17 protein-coding genes are annotated in these 17,453 nt (G+C 54.9%); 9 read left to right on the top strand and 8 right to left on the bottom strand.

The features are described 5' to 3' along the window. Positions 1-27 precede the first annotated feature (27 nt). The 3 genes from MWU51_RS02705 (at position 28) to MWU51_RS02695 (ending at position 4,715) form a co-directional block, all read left to right on the top strand. The gene (locus MWU51_RS02705; protein ID WP_281502635.1) at positions 28-1,170 is read left to right on the top strand and encodes a cysteine desulfurase family protein; all 1,143 of its coding nucleotides are present in this window, start codon (positions 28-30) and stop codon (positions 1,168-1,170) included. Positions 1,171-1,241: 71 nt separating this feature from the next. After that, complete coding sequence (locus MWU51_RS02700; RefSeq protein ID WP_247034453.1) at positions 1,242-3,269, top strand: DNA phosphorothioation-associated putative methyltransferase; 2,028 nt, start codon at positions 1,242-1,244, stop codon at positions 3,267-3,269. A 78-nt stretch (positions 3,270-3,347) separates the two neighbouring features. Beyond that, positions 3,348-4,715, top strand: coding sequence for an exonuclease domain-containing protein (locus MWU51_RS02695; RefSeq protein WP_247034450.1), 1,368 nt, complete (start codon positions 3,348-3,350; stop codon positions 4,713-4,715). A gap of 311 nt (positions 4,716-5,026) precedes the next feature. Here the strand turns inward: MWU51_RS02695 and MWU51_RS02690 are convergent, their stop codons facing one another. The 3 genes from MWU51_RS02690 to MWU51_RS02680 all read right to left on the bottom strand — a co-directional run bounded on the left by MWU51_RS02690 (position 5,027) and on the right by MWU51_RS02680 (position 7,129). After that, on the bottom strand, positions 5,027-5,224 hold the full coding sequence (locus tag MWU51_RS02690) for a hypothetical protein (protein WP_247034448.1): 198 nt from the start codon (positions 5,222-5,224) through the stop codon (positions 5,027-5,029). 389 nt (positions 5,225-5,613) lie between these two features. After that, on the bottom strand, positions 5,614-6,834 hold the full coding sequence (locus tag MWU51_RS02685) for a type II toxin-antitoxin system HipA family toxin (RefSeq protein ID WP_247034446.1): 1,221 nt from the start codon (positions 6,832-6,834) through the stop codon (positions 5,614-5,616). Beyond that, a complete protein-coding gene (locus MWU51_RS02680) occupies positions 6,827-7,129 on the bottom strand; it encodes a helix-turn-helix transcriptional regulator (RefSeq protein WP_247034444.1) in 303 nt (100 codons plus the stop codon). Before MWU51_RS02680 ends, MWU51_RS02685 begins: the two co-directional genes overlap by 8 nt. Positions 7,130-7,770: 641 nt before the next feature. Between MWU51_RS02680 and MWU51_RS02675 the strand changes: the two genes are divergently transcribed. Beyond that, positions 7,771-8,517: a nucleotidyl transferase AbiEii/AbiGii toxin family protein gene (locus tag MWU51_RS02675; RefSeq protein ID WP_247034435.1), complete on the top strand. Its 747-nt coding sequence runs from the start codon at positions 7,771-7,773 to the stop codon at positions 8,515-8,517. 92 nt (positions 8,518-8,609) lie between these two features. Here the strand turns inward: MWU51_RS02675 and MWU51_RS02670 are convergent, their stop codons facing one another. The 4 genes from MWU51_RS02670 to MWU51_RS02655 all read right to left on the bottom strand — a co-directional run bounded on the left by MWU51_RS02670 (position 8,610) and on the right by MWU51_RS02655 (position 11,977). Then, the gene (locus tag MWU51_RS02670; protein ID WP_247034428.1) at positions 8,610-9,074 is read right to left on the bottom strand and encodes a helix-turn-helix domain-containing protein; all 465 of its coding nucleotides are present in this window, start codon (positions 9,072-9,074) and stop codon (positions 8,610-8,612) included. 305 nt (positions 9,075-9,379) lie between these two features. Beyond that, a complete protein-coding gene (locus tag MWU51_RS02665) occupies positions 9,380-10,681 on the bottom strand; it encodes a type II toxin-antitoxin system HipA family toxin (protein ID WP_247034422.1) in 1,302 nt (433 codons plus the stop codon). A 1-nt stretch (position 10,682) separates the two neighbouring features. Next, entirely contained in the window at positions 10,683-10,934 is a 252-nt protein-coding gene (locus tag MWU51_RS02660; RefSeq protein WP_247034420.1) for a helix-turn-helix transcriptional regulator, read from the bottom strand. 179 nt (positions 10,935-11,113) lie between these two features. Further along, positions 11,114-11,977, bottom strand: a complete 864-nt coding sequence (locus tag MWU51_RS02655) for a hypothetical protein (protein ID WP_247034418.1) — start codon at positions 11,975-11,977, stop codon at positions 11,114-11,116. A 499-nt stretch (positions 11,978-12,476) separates the two neighbouring features. Here MWU51_RS02655 and msrB point away from each other — a divergent pair, with 499 nt between their 5' ends. The 5 genes from msrB (at position 12,477) to modC (ending at position 16,142) form a co-directional block, all read left to right on the top strand. After that, positions 12,477-12,923 carry a peptide-methionine (R)-S-oxide reductase MsrB gene (gene msrB, locus MWU51_RS02650; RefSeq protein WP_247034416.1) on the top strand — a complete coding sequence of 149 codons (447 nt, stop codon included), beginning with the start codon at positions 12,477-12,479 and terminating at the stop codon, positions 12,921-12,923. Continuing rightward, positions 12,923-13,432 (top strand): peptide-methionine (S)-S-oxide reductase MsrA, encoded by a 510-nt coding sequence (msrA, locus tag MWU51_RS02645; protein WP_247034414.1) that lies wholly within the window; start codon positions 12,923-12,925, stop codon positions 13,430-13,432. The genes msrB and msrA overlap by 1 nt, the downstream gene beginning before the upstream one ends. A gap of 162 nt (positions 13,433-13,594) precedes the next feature. Beyond that, entirely contained in the window at positions 13,595-14,353 is a 759-nt protein-coding gene (gene modA, locus MWU51_RS02640) for a molybdate ABC transporter substrate-binding protein (RefSeq protein WP_247034405.1), read from the top strand. Then, positions 14,350-15,045 carry a molybdate ABC transporter permease subunit gene (gene modB / locus MWU51_RS02635; RefSeq protein WP_247034403.1) on the top strand — a complete coding sequence of 232 codons (696 nt, stop codon included), beginning with the start codon at positions 14,350-14,352 and terminating at the stop codon, positions 15,043-15,045. The genes modA and modB overlap by 4 nt, the downstream gene beginning before the upstream one ends. Next, a complete protein-coding gene (gene modC, locus MWU51_RS02630) occupies positions 15,042-16,142 on the top strand; it encodes a molybdenum ABC transporter ATP-binding protein (RefSeq protein WP_247034380.1) in 1,101 nt (366 codons plus the stop codon). Before modB ends, modC begins: the two co-directional genes overlap by 4 nt. On the opposite strand, the gene MWU51_RS02625 is transcribed toward modC, so the two are convergent. Next, complete coding sequence (locus MWU51_RS02625; RefSeq protein WP_247034373.1) at positions 16,139-17,440, bottom strand: FAD-binding oxidoreductase; 1,302 nt, start codon at positions 17,438-17,440, stop codon at positions 16,139-16,141. The two genes, modC and MWU51_RS02625, sit on opposite strands and share 4 nt — an antisense overlap. Positions 17,441-17,453: the final 13 nt, after the last annotated feature.

The following is a 17,453-nucleotide window of genomic DNA, read 5'->3' as shown; positions in this document are numbered from 1 at the left end:
TAACCTTCGATTTGGCAGGAAAACCCTTTGACCATATACCTTGATCATCAAGCAAGCACTCCGATGCTGCCAACAGTTCGGGCCGCAATGCAGCCGTTATGGACTGAGTTCCATGGCAACCCGCACTCCTCCGAACATTCCATAGGGTGGTCCGCGAATAAGGCTACCGAGACTTCGAGGGCCAAAGTGGCCAACCTCCTTGGAGTCGATCCGGATGAGATAATTTTTACATCCGGCGCTACAGAGGCGAACAATCTTGCCATCAAGGGTCTGAGCACTCCGGAGCAACGGCAAAGTCAGCGCACGACAATCCTTGTTTCAGCGACGGAGCATAAGTGCGTATTGGAAAGTGCCGCCTATGTGGCTCAGACAAAAGGATGTGCGGTTCGAGAGATTCCGGTCAACGGGAAAGGCCACGTCGACCTCGACAAACTGCGAGACATGCTAAGCGAGGATGTTCTTTTGGTAAGCGTGGCATTGGTCAACAATGAGATCGGGACCATCCAAGATCTTGCTTCAATATCAGCACTTTGCCGTGATATGGGCGCAATCCTCCACTCCGACTTCGCGCAGGCACCAAGCGCAGTCAACCTCCAAGAATATGCAGATATGGCTGACATGGTTAGTCTGTCGGGGCATAAATTTGGTGGGCCAATGGGTGTTGGGGCGCTCTATGTGAGCCGAGAGCTGAAGGACCGGATTGAACCTCTGTTTCACGGAGGTGGGCAAGAGGGTGGGCTTCGGTCCGGCACACTGCCCCTTCCCTTGTGTGTTGGTCTTGGCTCAGCGGCGGAGTTCCATTCCTCTGAAGCCGGATCTGCTTTGAGAGCGCGGGTCGCAGGTCTACGAGATCTCTTCGTAGACAAACTGCAATCGAACCGCGACCATATTGGATTGAATGGAGATAAGCTTTGCTCCCGTCATCCTGGCAATGCGAATCTAAGGTTCGAAGGACGCGATGCGGGAGAAATGCTCCAACGACTACAACCCATCGTGTCAGCTTCTACAGGTTCGGCCTGCTCTTCGGGAATTTCGGAACCAAGCTACGTCCTCCGTGCAATCGGGCTCACATCGGATGAAGCGCAAGCCTCCATACGCTTTAGTTTTGGGCACACCAATACATCGGATGAAGTTCTAGAAGCCGCGGAGGCCATCATAGCAGTACTCTAGATCGATCGCCCCTCGGTCAGGTAGGATGTTTCAAAAGAGCCTTTAGAAAGATCCTACCCGAGGGGTGAAACTTGCAAAACAATAAATCTCTCAAAAATGCGGTTGGAAAAAAGGTAGGCCAGGCGATCTACGTGCACCGTAGCGCGGTCGATCACCTTCAGACGAGCGCAAAGGATAAGCTGAGCCTTGCACTGCAAAGGGTTCCGGAAGATTTCCAATGGTCAGTGTTGAAGATCTCGGGGCAAAACGACCAGACCTTCTCGTTTTTGGACTATCAAGACTTCAGCGCCGTGGCTTTTCCAGAGCTGCGGGCAAGCCTACTCGTCAACCTCTCGGAAGAAGGCGCAAAAATGAGAAAATATTCTGACGCAAACCCACCCATTCTCCACAGAAAGGAGCTACTCCTAGCCCCGGATCATCCGCTAAGAGATGACTTTGCAAAGCTGACGCAGTCCTTAGAGAGCAAGGGGCTCTTTAAGAACATGGCAAACAAGGGAACGCGGCGGATTTGGATGAAGACATTGGCTGAAGCCGGATTGACCGTCAAAGGTCCACACATCGTGCAGAGCGATTTGATCTCAGAAGAGTCCGCCAAGAAATCAGCCGATGACATGAATGGCCCAGAGAAAAACACTGTTGAGCGCCACAAAACGGCGATCACGCGAGCTGCGCTCTCAGCGCCAATGTACCTGCTGTTTACAAGTGGTCTGATCCGTCGCGGTAGAACCGTTTTGGACTATGGATGCGGTCAAGGTGATGACATCCGAGCCCTACAGTCTGATGGCTATACCGTCGAAGGTTGGGATCCCCATTATCGACCAAATCCCAGTACTCTAAAAAAGAACCAAATCACCAATCTTGGATTTGTCCTCAACGTAATCGAAGATCCTGAAGAGCGGGCAGAGGCACTTAGGCGCGCCTTCAGCCTAACGGAGCTCTGCTTGGCCGTATCCGTCATGTTGTACGGCAAGGCTGACCTGAGTGGCGTGCGGCCCTACCGCGACGGATACTTGACGTCCCGACAGACATTCCAAAAGTACTATACCCAAGCAGAACTCAGAGACTTCATCGTAAGCATTTTGAATGTCGAACCCTTGGCCGTAGGCCAAGGTATATTTTTGGTCTTTCGGGACGAGTTGGAAGAGCAAAGATACCTACTAAGGCGTCAAATAGGCTTCAAAGGCCGTGAGTATCGCTCCGTTCCAAAACCAAGTGCATCGAAAAAAGGCACCCCAAAAAACCCTAACGACAAGCTCAACAAAACAACCATCCGAGACCTTGCTGCTGAGATCAGGGCCTTTGGCCGTCAGCCCGACATCTCAGAACTTCCCAAAAGCCTTGTGACAAAGCTTTCGCGATCAAAGCAAGGCCTTCAGTATGCGGCAAGTCAGGCAATTGCAGAAATAGGTCACGAGGAACTTGAAGGAATCGTCGCCACAAGAACTGAAGATCTAAGCCTTCACTTCGCAATGCATGCATTCTCACAAAGAAAATCGTATGGCTCATTTCCTCCTGAACTAAGGCGCGACATTCGTGCTTTCTTTGGCAGCCACAAAAGAGCGCAGGAATCTGGACAAGCGCTCCTCTATTCGATCGGCAACCAGGACCTTCTCCTAGAAGATGCTGAAACAGCAGCCGCTGCTGGAATCGGTCATTTAGAACAGGGCAGATTTCAATTTCCCACTGATAGGCTCCAAGAACTTTCCGTCAGGCTTCGAGGGTTCGTAGCTCTCGCTGAAAGGCTAGCGGGTGATCTGTCCGAAACAACTCTGCTGAGAATTCACATTACCAGCCGAAAGCTGACTGCGCTGACCTACGCCGATTTTGAGACGTCGTTCTTGCCTCGTTTGATGACCCGAGTGAAAGTCGAGTTCGACACCTTCGACGTTTCCATCATCGACCATTCTGCAGACAATGACGTCCGACTTCTGTACCTTAAGTCCCGCTATATGCCAGAGACTGATCCTCGACGACCGGCACAGAAAGCATTCGATCAGGAAGTCCTAGATCTGAATACTCTCAGTTTCAGCAATGAAGGACCAAGTTTTCGGGAGTTTGCTCAGACCCTCCTTAAGGCTGGCGTGAGAATTCCTAACTAGATGAAACGCACTTATGCTTTCATCGCTACGGTAGGCAGGAATTGGACTTTGGCAGAAAAAGGACGTTAGTAGTCACGCATGTTCGCTTTTTACGATCTTGAAACCACTGGCACATCACCCGCTTTCGACCAGCCCCTTCAGTTTGCGGCGATCCTGACGGACGACGACCTTAACCAGGTTGAACGCGTGGACATTCGCTGCAAGCTCGCACCGCACATACTTCCAGCACCATGGGCACTTGCTGTGACAGGTGTCTCGCCAGACCAGCTGATGGACCCTGCTCTTCCATCCTGGTTCGAGTTTTCGCATCAGATTAGCGGCCTGATCAAACGCTGGGCTCCGGCGACATGGACAGGATACAATACACTTGCCTTTGACGAAGAGTTTCTCAGGCAGTCATTCTATCAAAATCTTCATCCCAGCTTGTATCAAACCCAGTTTGACAACAATGACCGCCTAGATCTCATGAAGGTGGTCTACGCAGTCCGGGATCGCGAGCCAGACGCCCTCGAATGGCCAATAGATGATCTTGGACGCGAAAGTTTCAAACTGGATCGCCTCGCCCCGGCAAACGGCTTTGCCAATCATGACGCCCACGATGCCCTCGGCGACGTAGAGGCAACGATCCATATCGCATCACTCATTCGCAAGCGCGCGCCTGCCGTCTGGGCTCAATGCTTGTTGAACCGCGACAAACACCAAGTTGATCGATTGCTAAAAAGCGGGCATCCCGTGCGCCTGGTCGAACGATTTGGGGCGGCACCACCACGATCCTATTTCGGTGCATACGCAGGCACAAACCCGCAGAACCGTAACTCTGTCGCATTTCTCGATCTAGACCTCTGTGATGCGTCTATCATCGATGCCAACGATCGCGAACTTGCCAAAGCGGTTGCTACATCACCCAAGCTGATACGGACGATTTCCCTAAACAAAGTCCCGAACGTTTTTCCAGTAGCCAGCCCCAACGCTTCGCACAGTTCGCTCGCCCAGCTAGTTCGTGCGCATCCTGAATTTCATAAACGAGTGGGGCAGGCTTTGGCCGATCGTTATGCGGATGAGGAGCCAGCTCAAAACGTCGAACAGTTGATCTATGACGAATTCTACAGCGCCGGTGACAAACAGGCCCTTGAAGAATTCACCTCAGCCGACTGGCGTGACCGCGCTCGAATTGTCACTCAACTGGACGACATCCGGCTCAAGCAACTGGGTATGCGGCTTATCTTCTCCAACGCCCCAGAGTTTGCACCCGTGTACTACCGATCAGCAGCAAACGCTGCGATCCGAGACCGCTGGCTGACCAACGAGCCATCCACTCCATGGACGACCAAGGCAACGGTAGAAGAACAACTCCACGAGATTATCAGTGCTGAGGTGTTAGACCGTGGTCGGATTTGCGCACTTCAAGACTTCTATCGCACAAGAATTTCGGAAATTGACACATGAGTTTGCATCACCTGTCATGGCGCGTCTTCTATTCCGGCCCCTGATCTTTCGTATGGGTCTTGGCTCACTAGAAGAACTGTAGTGAGTTGATCCCAAATACAAACACGGTAGAGCGCTCATCGCCATCGGGCTAAAGCTCTCCTCTTTAATTCAGATCACCGCACACGCCCTGAATGATGTTGAAACCTTCACATTCAGGAACCTTAGCTTTGGCTGGTATTCCCATGAAATTTCGAGGGAAATTCGATGTAATGCTAAGTTCTATCGTTCTTGCAAAAAGCCAGGGCGGGAAACCCGCCCCGGCGCACCGGTCACTCAGTGACCTGTTCTTCGTCGCGGCGCGGGAAGGCGACCATCTCGACATCGGGGAACATGCTGTGTTTGACGTTGATTGAGGTGATGTTGCCGCTGTCGTCGGTGTTGACGAAGAGGACGCCGCAGCGGTCCCAGAAATTCTTGCCGTCTTTTTCGCCGGATTTGACGTTCAGTTTCAGAGTTTGAGTAGCCATTTTTTGATCCTCACTTTGAGTGTTTCGATGAACATGACCAAAGCTGGCACCAAGGGGCTGTCAGCGAGAAAATTGCCTCGCGAGGAATGCGCTGGCGCAGGGGAATTTTCTTGTTGAAGCGAGGCTTGCACCGCGTCTGCTACGGCTGCCCGCTTATGTTCAGCAATCGGAAACACGGCATTGAGGAACTGATTTGGCACTCAAAATTTAACTGGTCTCGTCAACCTGCTCCATAAGGGCGCAGGAACTTCAAAGACCGCAGCGGCCATTATTCTCAACATCTTACGCTGCAGCGTAATTTTTGGAGATTTGCGCTTCAGCGTAAATTTCGCGCCGATGTGTTGCTTTGTCTTCAAAGCAAATCATCGCGAGGCGATAGCTGCCCCAGTTCACGCACGCGCCATATCCGCTTCCTCGTGCTCAAAGGCTGTCACCATCTCCCTGATTTCCCTCTCCGGAGCCCCCAAGGCCCGGGCAACTTCGCGCCAAGCCACAGTCACTTCAGCCACCTCTGCAATGATGCGATCTGCCTCGCCGCGTTCGAGAAGATAGGATTCATGTTGCGCGCGGTGCAGGGCGATACTGGCATCCGGATTGTCGTCATCAACGTAGCTCTTGAGCACCCGTGGTTGGTTCGGCACAGGGTTGATGTCGTAGGCCGGTGATAGGTGCCAGCCGCCACGCCCCCGCAGAAATCCGTGATTGCGCATGTGGTCATCGAGATTCGTGACGAGAATGGAAAAGGCGACCCGCCGGTATAGCTCTTCGCGGTCTTGGTCAGGCGTCACGCTTTCTGAGGTGATGATATCGGCCAGGTCCAAGTAGCTGTAGCTTTCGCCGTCTTTGCCGCCCAGCATGGCCATGGCCGACATGAACGGGATCCTGCCGTCATCGTTCCGATCAAACCGATGGGACAAGAAAACCGGCTTGTCGCCCGCCGTCGCAAGCGTGTGATCAGAAACCGTGATTCCGGCGCGTCTTGCCAACTCCAATGCAATGGCTTCCCAGCGTTCCACGCAATAGGTGTCCGTCTCTTTCGGGAACTTCGCAACAGAAAGACGGCCGTGTTGGTCGAGGATGCTGGCCTTTGGCCGAGCGCCGCCCAGAGAGCTTCCCGGTGCAAACAGCATTTGAAGGTCCTCAGCGGTCTCTTCCCCGCGCAGAACGCGTTGCGAGGCATGAAGCAAATCCCCGAGGCTCACGAGGGCAGGCACGCCAATGCCGTCGCGCGCTTGAAACTCGCCATCAACCCTGAAGCGCAGCGCGCCCAAACGGGTCTCGTCATTCACCCCTAGCAGGTAGTCGGTTTCTTGCTGCACTCTCGGACGTCGCCCCTCGGCCTCTGCCATGCGCCCCTCATAGCGCCGCATCACCGTTCGCCCCCAGGTATCGGGGGCAGAATCCCCAAGCGGCGCAAGCATGTCCTGTCCTGCCTCAGGCACGAATTGCCCCGCAACGGGAGGCATGTCCGGCGAAAGCCCAAAGGCATTTTCGTCGGCAAGCCAATCGTCATGATAGGTGAAGGACACCCGCTCTCGGCCGCGCCCCGCTGTGCGGTGAAGCGTGCCGACGCGTTTCAGCCCCTTCCAGTCGATCCAGACCTCAACCATTTTTCAGTCTCGCACGCTGCGGGAGGTCATCCAGGGCCATTTGCTCGCCGACCGGGTCGTCGATATCCCCCCAGCCTTTCAGGAGGCCAAGCGCCTGTAACACGGCCACGTAAGTGCCGATCTTGACTGCAGGGTTCCCGCTTTCGATCTTCGCGATGGTCTGCCGCGTTGTTCCGGCGCGCTGCGCGACAATCTCAGCGGTCAGTTTGCGACGCAGTCTCGCTACACGAATGTTTTCCCCAAGTGTCACGAGTTCCTTACGCGCCGCTCTGGGCGTTTTGATCGCAACAGCCATAATGATACCTCCAAGCGACACTAAGCCCATAAATGTTACGCTGAGAAAACATTAATGTCAATTAACACCACCCAACACACCGATCAAACACCCTCGCTAATCAAGATTTATGTTATCTCAATAAAACATTAACCGCATTAAAGTTACCATTACGAAACGCTGCCCAGTCACTCTATTGCACCTGCTGGCTCACTTCACCACACTCACACAACGGTTCTGTTCGCGCGGAACGGCCACGGTGCATTCTTTCGAAGGTCACGCCTGCAGTCCCGCCGCGCGCACCTGCTCAGGCGTTACAAGCCTTTATGGCAGCACTCCCAGCCTGCCCTGCTTTAAAGAAGCTTCTAAGCCGCGCTTAAGACCACATACTGTGCGCGAGCGCTCTGCCTTATTGCAAAATTAGGGAAAAACAGCTATCTACATAGCCAGAGAAAAGGAGAAAGCAGAAGTGTCCGCAGTGGCTTCCAAGGTATTGGGAACTGTGAACGCGCCTTATGGCGCGAACCTTTCTGCACATCAACTCGCCAGCTGCGTGTCCAACTTAGACGCGATGAAAGAGGCTTTTGGCCCGGTTTTTTCTTTCTTTACAGAGGTTAAGCCCGACCTTCAGTTGGACTTTGTGAAGGAGATGGGCGTGGAAGATGGGGCGAAGACTGTCGCTGCCTATCTTCAGACCCAGTGCGCAAACTCCATCCCTCTCGCAGTTTAAGCACCTCAGGATGAATGCGCCTTCCCCGAGTCGCTGGAGCGATCTCTTCGACATCGCCATTTCCATCATTGAACAGGCAAACAAAGACGCACTCATCATCGATCGTTGGACGTTGGGTGGGGGTACCGCTCTGATGCTACAGATCGATCACCGCGAAAGCCATGACATCGACCTCTTCGTCGATGATCCTCAGCTCATGCCGTTTATGAACCCAGAAACGCAAGACTTCGCCCTCGACCTGCGTCCCAGCAGCTATGCCTCTGACGGCACGCAGTCTCTAAAGATCGTTTTTGACGAGGTCGGCGAGATCGATGTCATTTGCTGCGGCTGGCTCACCGACGGCTATGCCACCACAACCGAGGTCAACGGCCATCAAATTCTGCTTGAAAACCCAAGCGAAATTATTGCCAAGAAAGTTTTCCACAGGGGGTGGAACCTGCAGCCACGTGATATGTTCGACATTGCAGCGGTTCAGAAAGTCTTCGGCGACGACTATGTCGTCAATGCTCTTTCAGCTTTTCCCAAGGAAGTGGGGCTTGCAAAAAATGTTGCTGAACAGATGAGCCCTGCGCTCGCGCAGGGCATCCTTTCGGGCTTAACTGTTCGCGAGGATTTCTCAGACTTGACCAAGACGGCTCAGGCATCGGCGATTGAACTATTTTCAAAAATCACCCAATAGCATGCCTCCTGCCCCAGCTGGACAGTTGTTCGGAAGGCGGCTGACGTCGGACTCACAACAGCTTAAATCGGGCAATCGGTCGGCATAGTCACTCACAAAAGATCGCCCTCCATGTCCATCGCCGCGAGGTCAGACAGCGCGTCAGAACGATCAGTGTCGCGTTTCTTTTTGTATTCAAACAGATCTGCTGCTTTCACACGACGATGCCGACCTGTTTTGAAGAAGGCGATTTCCCCGTCTTCTAGAAGTTTCACCAGGTGTGGGCGCGACATGTTCAACAAATCGGCCGCTTGCTGGGTCGTCAGCTCTGCATCCACAGGGATCATCCGGAACCCTCTGCCGCTTGAAACCAACCGCAACAACTCCATCAAGGATGCCGCGAGGGCTGGGGCCAACGTCACAGATTCAATCTGCTTCTCGCCAAATGCCAGCCGAAGCTCAACCGCCTCATCACCCTTCACCTGCGAGGCAAGGATGCGGCGAAGACTGTCGGCATTTTCAATTTCGACCTGATCCGGCAAACGTTCTGAGAACGTTTCTTTTGCTTGGATCATCATGGGTTCTTTCCTTTTCACGCGATGGGATCCTGCATCCTACTCGAAATAATCGAAATAAACGTAAATGCAACCAACAGTTCGTTCATAAAATGAAGATCTTCCGAAATTGGTGAAACCTCTCACCAAAGGACGAGCTCGGTTTAGGCAGGAGTAAAGCGCTGATGCTACAGATCGATCACCGAAAAAGCGATAACATCAACCTGTTCGTCGATGCGCCCAGTTCATGCCGTTTCTGTGCCCAATATTGCTCTGCGATTCACGCATGGATTAAGGTAGATATTTTGGCGCAACCCTATTTGTGAGCATTAACTCAACAGGTGCAGCCTCGATTTCAAAGCCCCGTCGATCGAGGCAAGCAACGCCTCTGAAAAACCCTCTGGCAGCTGATTGAACGTGGCCTCAACGATCGCGTGCGAGGTCTCCTGTAGTTCTTCGAACAGGCCCTGCACGACTGCGCGGGACAAGCCGGATTGCACGCCGGTCTCCACGATGTGGCGGCCCAGGATGTTCGCCACTTTGTAGTGGTTCGAGTTGCCGAAGTTCATAGCGAGCTTGAAGTATTTCCGCTCGATCTGCCGGGCGTCGACTGTCGGTTGCACCGTCAGAACGTCGTACAGTGGCGTCATGTGAAAACGCCCTCCGGGCAAAAGACTGACGCTGAAGTTCTTACCATGCCCGTCTGTCGCGCCCAGCAGCCAGAACAGGACATTCGCTTTGAAAAAATCGTACCGATCATTGTTGGGATCATCACTCCCCAACAAGAGTTCCATGATATCTGAGATACCTGGGCCGCCCTCGTTCTGGTACTTTTGCGTGGGCACAACAGATAGCGCTTGGCAGCAGTCCTCCTGCGGCAAACGGATCAAGCGGCCATCAGACGTCCAGCGCCGGTCAAAACGCTCAACCACCAAGGCTTTCTTGTCGCCAAACTGAGCCATTTCGACATTCGCAGCTCTAAGCCCAAACGCTTCCATCAGCTTCAGGCACAAGTATTCGTTTTCAACGCTGTCGGACAGGTCCATGCCGTTGGGTAGCCTGCCGATTTGGGGCTTGATGATGTGGGTGGTTGGCGTTGTGCCGGTTGGCTCAATCCACTGGCCGTCTTTGCGAAGAAGGGCCGTTTTTTCCTGTGCGCCAGCTACTGAAATTCGGAAGTCATTCTCGCGGCGGATACCCAGTGGCGCGAGGTCGAGGTCGCTCAAAATGGCCCCGATCTGTTCCTCGTCAACAGGTTCTCCAGTTAACTCGGACAATGGCTGGGGCTCTTGCCCATCAGGCAGAAACTGCAGCGCTCCAACACAGTCGCGTCCAATTTGTGACAGCATGCTGAAGGCATCTACGCCCTCGGCCCCCACGCGTTCCGCGACCCTTCGGCGGATGAGGTCACTGTCAGGCAACAGGTTGTCAAAGACGGCCATCACAGGCGTGCCGCTGTACCGGTTTTCCCGCAATGGCAACGATAGCGACACCGGCATCCGGTGCTCCCAATCGAGCCAATCTCGTGCATAGGCGAAACTGACGCCGCCCGAGGGCTCACGCACCAATTGACCCACGAGCCGCGCGTTCAGGAAAACTTTCAGCGGTATGTAGCTGCGCTTGCGGCCCATGTCAGAAGATGTCCTCAAGCCCGTCTGATACGCCTTTGCTGCGCTCGGTCACCGTAATTTCGAGCTCCAAGGCCGCGATCAAATCGAATACCGTTTCCAGCTTGGTTCCGCCGCTGCCGTTCTCGATTTTGGAAATTGTCTCTTGCCAGACACCGCTCATCGAGGCGAGTTCCTTTTGGGTAAGGTTCTTTGCCTTTCGAGCTTCGCGAATTGCGTGGCCCAAGTTTTTTGATGTACGAACGAGGTGCTTCATTGCGGTTCTCCTGTCGCCACATATGACCTCTAAGTCATAAATTGTCAATATGATCTATGCACCATAAAGAGCGGGTATGATCTGAGCATCATATTCGAAACCTCATCATCAGCCTTATCTCAAGAAACAATGCCGTTTCTGAGATATGGAAAGGCATATCTCAAATTGCACAACGACACTCACGCCTGCAGCCCCGCAGCGCGAACCTGTTCGGGCGTCACCAGCTCTGACGCGATCAAGTCCTCGATCTGTCGGTTTGTGATGTGGCGGCACAATGGATGGCGCTCGTGGATCCACTCGGCAAGGCTCGCACGGCCTTTGGCTTCGGCCTCTCGTGCCTTCTCGCGGTCCGCCTGTACCTGGGCAAGTCCCTTCTCCCACCGGCGCATCTTGAACCAGTTATCCGAGAAACAGACCTTGCTGCGCGTGAAGCCTTCGCTTTCCTTGGCATAGGCTTTGACCGCCTGCAGCAGGTCATAGGGCGTCACACCGGCCTTCACAGCCGCTGAGATCAGACGCAGACTGGTTCGCCGGTCTCGGATCCTGTCTTCGGGATAGGCCGACAAGATCTTCTCAGCTTCAAGATCTTCAACCTCCTCCGCCGCCTCGCGCCTGCGCGTAGGTGGTTTATGGATGGTTTTAGGATGGTTTGGGGTCCACCGTGAACCCCGTACCCCGTTCACCGTGGACCCCGTACCGGGTTCAGGCTGGACGGGGTTCACAGTGACCCCCGTCTCAATATCGGGCTCGGCCGTGGGTTCGAGCGCGGCTACGCGCTCAAGAACGATGCGGTAAATGACGGTGTAGCCATTCTTGCAGTGCCGCCGCCCCGTCTCGATCAGAATGCCTTCGCGCAGAAAGTCGATGATGGTGCGCTTCACCGTGCTCTCGCTAAGCTCTGTGTGGCGCTGGATCGTCCCCTTGGAGCACCAGATGCCCGAGCCGTCATCGCTCGCCTTGTCGGCGAGGAACATGATGATCTGCTTGCGCGCAGCGCTGCCAAAGCGGCGCTCGGCGCATTCATTTGCGATACGCCAGCTCATGATCTCACCGCCAATTGGGTTGAGGTCAGACCGAAAATGCCATATGTTTGGAGACGGAAATATTCTTCTATGCCGTTGAGGTGGGTGGCCGCCCCCTCAGCGGTTTTTCTTTGCCCTTTCGCCAGAGCGGGAGACTGTGAAAAACCGTTTACTTGGGCCTCGTAACCTATTGAAAAGTGACCCTGAACGAAACAAGTCCGTTTACAATTTTTCCCTTTGAAATCAACGAAATTTTCCGGATTGCAAATCCGTGTACACCGGTTCGATTCCGGTACTCGCCTCCAGCATGTTTTTCAAGAACCCCTGCTATATCCGGTGCCCAAGCCCGCGCCACCAGTCGCGTGAGGGTTGAGCGCCGATCTCCGCAAGACAAATATCAGCTAAACCTCTATTCAGCTTACGATGCGTGCCTACCGGTTCGACGATCGCTGACCCATGGAAAATTAGATGTACAATCCCCATCTAGAGACTGATCTGCAATGCCAAAGGGGGTAATGAAGTGAGCACATATGAAAAATCCGCTGACGCCATCGCCAAACTGTCACCGGAACAGTATCGCGTGACACAGGAAAACGGTACGGAGAGACCCGGTAGTGGCGAATATCTTGGCAACAAAGAACCTGGAATCTATGTCGATATCGTCTCGGGCGAGCCCTTGTTTGCATCCTCGGATAAATATGAAAGCGGTTGCGGGTGGCCTAGTTTTACAAAACCGATCGAAACCGCCCACATCAAGGAGTTACAAGACGCGACCTTGGGCATGGTACGGACTGAGGTTCGATCAACCCATGGCGACAGCCACCTGGGTCACGTGTTCCCGGATGGGCCGACGGACCGGGGTGGTCTGCGATATTGCATCAATTCGGCTTCACTCCGGTTTGTGCATCGCGATGCAATGGAAGCGGAAGGCTATGGTGCCTATCTTAACCAAGTGGAGGATATCTGATGACACACGAACGAGCGGTTCTGGCAGGCGGATGTTTTTGGGGCATGCAGGATTTGATCCGCAAACTGCCCGGCGTGATTTCGACCCGTGTGGGATATACAGGCGGTGATGTGCCAAATGCGACCTATCGCAACCACGGCACCCACGCCGAAGGAATCGAGATCATTTTTGACCCTGCGAAGATATCCTTTCGTCGGCTGCTGGAATTTTTCTTCCAGATCCATGATCCCACCACGCCCATGCGACAAGGCAATGACACCGGCCCGTCATATCGGTCGGCGATCTACTACGTGGATGACGCGCAAAAAGCCGAAGCCATGGATACAATCGCTGACGTGGACGCTTCTGGCCTGTGGCCCGGAAAAGTCGTGACCGAAGTCGAACCCGTCAGCGACTTCTGGGAAGCCGAGCCAGAGCATCAGGACTATCTTGAGCGTATTCCCAACGGATACACCTGTCACTTCGTGCGCCCCGACTGGGTTTTGCCAAAACGCGACGCGGCGGAATAACACCACGATCAGGCGCATGGGGCGGAATTGCCACGACCCTTGCGCCTGATCCGTTGCAGCAAAAGGCCTTGCTGCTTTCGCCCGCATGTCGTTATCTGCACAACGATCATGTTTGCCTCTCGCATCTTTTCATACATCAGTTTGCTGTGTCGCAGCGTCGCCATGCTGGTCTTTTCAGCAACGGCCTTTGTGGCCTGTATCAGCCCGTCTCCAGCACAAGCAGATGAAATCACCGTCTTTGCCGCTGCAAGCCTGAAAGAGGCGCTGGATTCTGCCGTCTTAGAGTACGAAATTCAGACTGGCCACAAAGTCAGCCGGTCTTATGCAGGATCATCGGTGTTGGCGCGCCAGATTTCGCTGGGCGCCCCGGCGGATGTTTTCATCTCGGCCAACGCCGATTGGATGGATGTTCTGGAAGACAACGGACAAATCATTCCCGACACGCGCGTTGAATTTCTAAGCAACACATTGGTGCTTGTTGCGCCGAACGGAGAAACGCCACTTACCCCCGACGAACTATCCAACCTTGCCGGATACCTGGGCGGTCGTCGCTTGGCGATGGGTCTGGTTGAAGCCGTTCCTGCCGGGATATATGGCAAGGCGGCGCTTGAGACATTGGGCCAATGGGAAGCCGTCGCACCACTTGTTGCACAAACTGACAATGTTCGCGCAGCACTGGCGCTTGTGGCGCTTAGGCAAACACCCCTTGGGATTGTCTATGAGAGTGATGCGAAAGCCGAACTTAGGGTGCAGGTGGAAATGGCGTTTCCTGCCGACAGCCACCCTGCCATTCAATATCCCGCCGCTGCTGTTGCCGGCGACAACGCAGACACGGCGCGTGACTTTCTAATTTGGCTACAGCAGGACGCTGCGATAGCGATCTTTGAACATCATGGCTTCATCACGTTGGATGGGTCATGACTGACTGGCTTGGTCCGCAGGAATGGCAGGCGGTCGCGCTGTCCTTGAAGGTGGCGTTTTGGGCGACTCTTCTGTCCCTTCCGCCAGCCATCTTTGTTTCGCACGCCTTGGCGCGGTGGAAGTTTCCAGGCAAGCAGTTCGCCAACGGGTTGGTGCACCTGCCCCTGATCCTGCCCCCGGTCGTCACCGGCTATCTGCTTTTGCTGGTGTTTGGTGTAAATGGCCCCGGTGGACGATTGCTTGAGTCTGTCGGCATGGGGATTGCTTTTCAATGGACGGGTGCTGCGCTTGCTGCTGCGATCATGGGGTTTCCCTTGATGGTGCGGGCGATCCGCCTGTCCATCGAAGCGGTTGACCAGCGGTTGGAGCAAGCTGCTGCGACCCTTGGTGCCAGCCACTTGCATGTCTTTGCCACCGTCACCCTGCCACTTGCCCTGCCTGGTGTTTTAACAGGAACGATCCTTGGATTTGCCAAAGCGATGGGCGAGTTTGGGGCGACAATCACGTTTGTGTCGAACATTCCGGGTCAAACCCAGACGCTTCCTTCGGCCATATATAGTTTTTTGCAAGTTCCAGGTGGCGAAATACAAGCGATGCGTTTGGTCATCGTTTCAATTGTTGTGGCCATGGCCGCGCTGATCCTATCCGAGATCTTTGCGCGACGTATTTCCAAACGGATGGAAGGCGCATGACAACGACCGTTCTGTCCGTCCATCTGCAACAGGCGATGGAAAACTTCACGCTAGATGTTAAGTTCAACGTGCCCGCTGGTCTGACCGTACTGTTCGGCACGTCGGGGTCGGGCAAAACATCGGTCATTGATGCCGTTGCGGGGCTTCGCCGTTCAGCATCTGGGCGCATCGTCGTTGGGGATCAGGTGTTGATGGACAGCGCGCAGAACCTGCACCTGCCCGCACATAAACGGCAACTCGGATACATCTTTCAGGATGCTCGCTTGTTTCCACACATGAGCGTCGCACGCAATCTGGACTACGCCCGGTGGGTTACAGGACAGGCCAAAAACCAACTTGCTTTTGATCGCGTAGTTGAAATGTTGGGCATCGGCCCGCTCTTGCCCCGACGTCCCGCCCGTCTGTCGGGTGGTGAGACGCAGCGTGTCGCAATCGGACGCGCACTGTTGGCGCGCCCAAAACTGATCTTGGCAGACGAACCACTGGCCGCCCTGGACGATGCCCGCAAAGGCGAAATCCTTCCATATTTCGAACGGTTGCGCGACGAAAGCGATGTCCCAATCCTCTATGTCACCCATGCGGCGACCGAGGTTGCGCGACTGGCAACCACTGTAGTGGCACTGGAGGCGGGCACGGTGGTTCGTCAAGGAACCGCTGCCGAGGTACTGGGCGATCCCAGTTTCAGGCCTGGTGGTGTGCGTGACATCGGCGCCGTAATCGAAGCGCGGGTGACGGCCCATCACCCCGACGATTTGACCGAACTTGAGGCGGGCGGCCTGCCCTTTCTTTTACCGTATGTTGATCGCGCTGTCGGGGAAAAACTGCGTCTGCGCATCGCAGCGCAGGATGTAATTTTGTCGAACTCCCGGCCTAAGGGCATGTCGGCGCTGAACATCTTGCCAGGCACCATCGCAGACATCCAGGCAAGCGATGGACCGGGCGCCGTCATCTCGCTTGATACCGCTGCGGGACGTGTATTGGCGCGTGTAACGAAACGCTCTGTCAAAGCGATGGATTTACACCCCGGTGTCACGGTTTTTGCGGTGGCAAAATCGGTCGCCGTGGCACCGGGCGATGTCGGTGGTGCATCCCGTTAGAACTTGTCGCGCAGGGAAAACCAGAACATTGCCGCAACCAGAAGCGGCCAGCGCATTGCGACCCCCCCGGGGAAGCGCGGCGTCGGCACGGATGCCATCAGATCGAACCTCTCGGCTTGACCGGCAATGGCCTCGGCCGCCATCTTGCCACCCAAGATTGCCATCGCCACCCCATGACCAGAATAGCCCGACGCAGATAATACGTTGCCCTGAAGCCGAGCAAAATGGGGCATTCTGTTCAAGGTAATCCCCAACGTGCCGCCCCACGCATAGTCAATCTGGGTGTCCTTGAGTTGCGGGTAGATTTCCAACATCGGTTTTGACACCAGTTTCACAATGTCTTTTGGGAAGCGGTAGCCATAGCTTTCCGCCCCGCCAAACAGCATCCGGTTGTCTTCCGACAGGCGGAAATAGTTGATCACGAACTTGCTGTCGGCGACGGCGTGCCTGTCGCGGATCAGCGTCTTGGCAAAGCTGTCATCTAGCGGTTCGGTCGCGAGGATGTAGTTGTTGATAGGCATGACACGCGCGGCGACGTTACCTTCTGCATGGCCAAGATACCCGTTGCAGGCCCACAGGACATGGCTGGCTGTGATCCACGACTCGTCTGTATCAACGACCACCTTCGGGCCATCCGTCACACCCGTCACGCGACTGGTTTCGAATATCCGGACCCCAGCAGCATCTGCGGCACGCGCCATCCCGAAAGCCAAACGAAGCGGATGGGTGTGTCCGCCCCCCATGTCCAGTGAACCGCCGCTATAGGCGGGCGATCCGCACAATGTGCGCATCTCATCCCTGTCAACTGAGCGGATCAGGTCATAGCCATATTCCTCGTTCAGCTTACGAACATAGGCGTGATCATCGGGCACATAACGGGGCCGATGCATGGCGTGCAGAATACCGTCGGTGAACCCGGCATCGGGCGCGTGTTTGGCGACGATATCGCGCACCAGTTGGACACTTTCTAAGGATATATCCCAGAGCTTGCGGGCGTCATCGCGCCCAACCATCTTCTCCAGCGCGTCCTGTTCCAGCCGTTGTCCGGTGCCAACCTGCCCGCCATTGCGACCTGAAGCCCCGAAGCCCACACGCTGTGCTTCAAGCAGCACCACATCATAACCACGCTCGGCCAGATGAAGGGCCGCCGACAGCCCCGTGAACCCACCCCCGATGATGCAAACATCGCAGGCCAAATCACCCGCCGCCGCCGGATAGGGTCCGGGCGCAACGGCTGTGGCAGCATACCAAGACTGCGGGTATTCACCGTGCTTGTCGTTGGCGGTCAAAAGATCCATTGAAACCTCATGA

Origin of the sequence: Aliiroseovarius sp. F47248L, from assembly GCF_023016085.1 — a bacterium.
GTDB lineage: Bacteria > Pseudomonadota > Alphaproteobacteria > Rhodobacterales > Rhodobacteraceae > Aliiroseovarius.
This window is presented reverse-complemented; position numbering and strand designations above follow the sequence as displayed.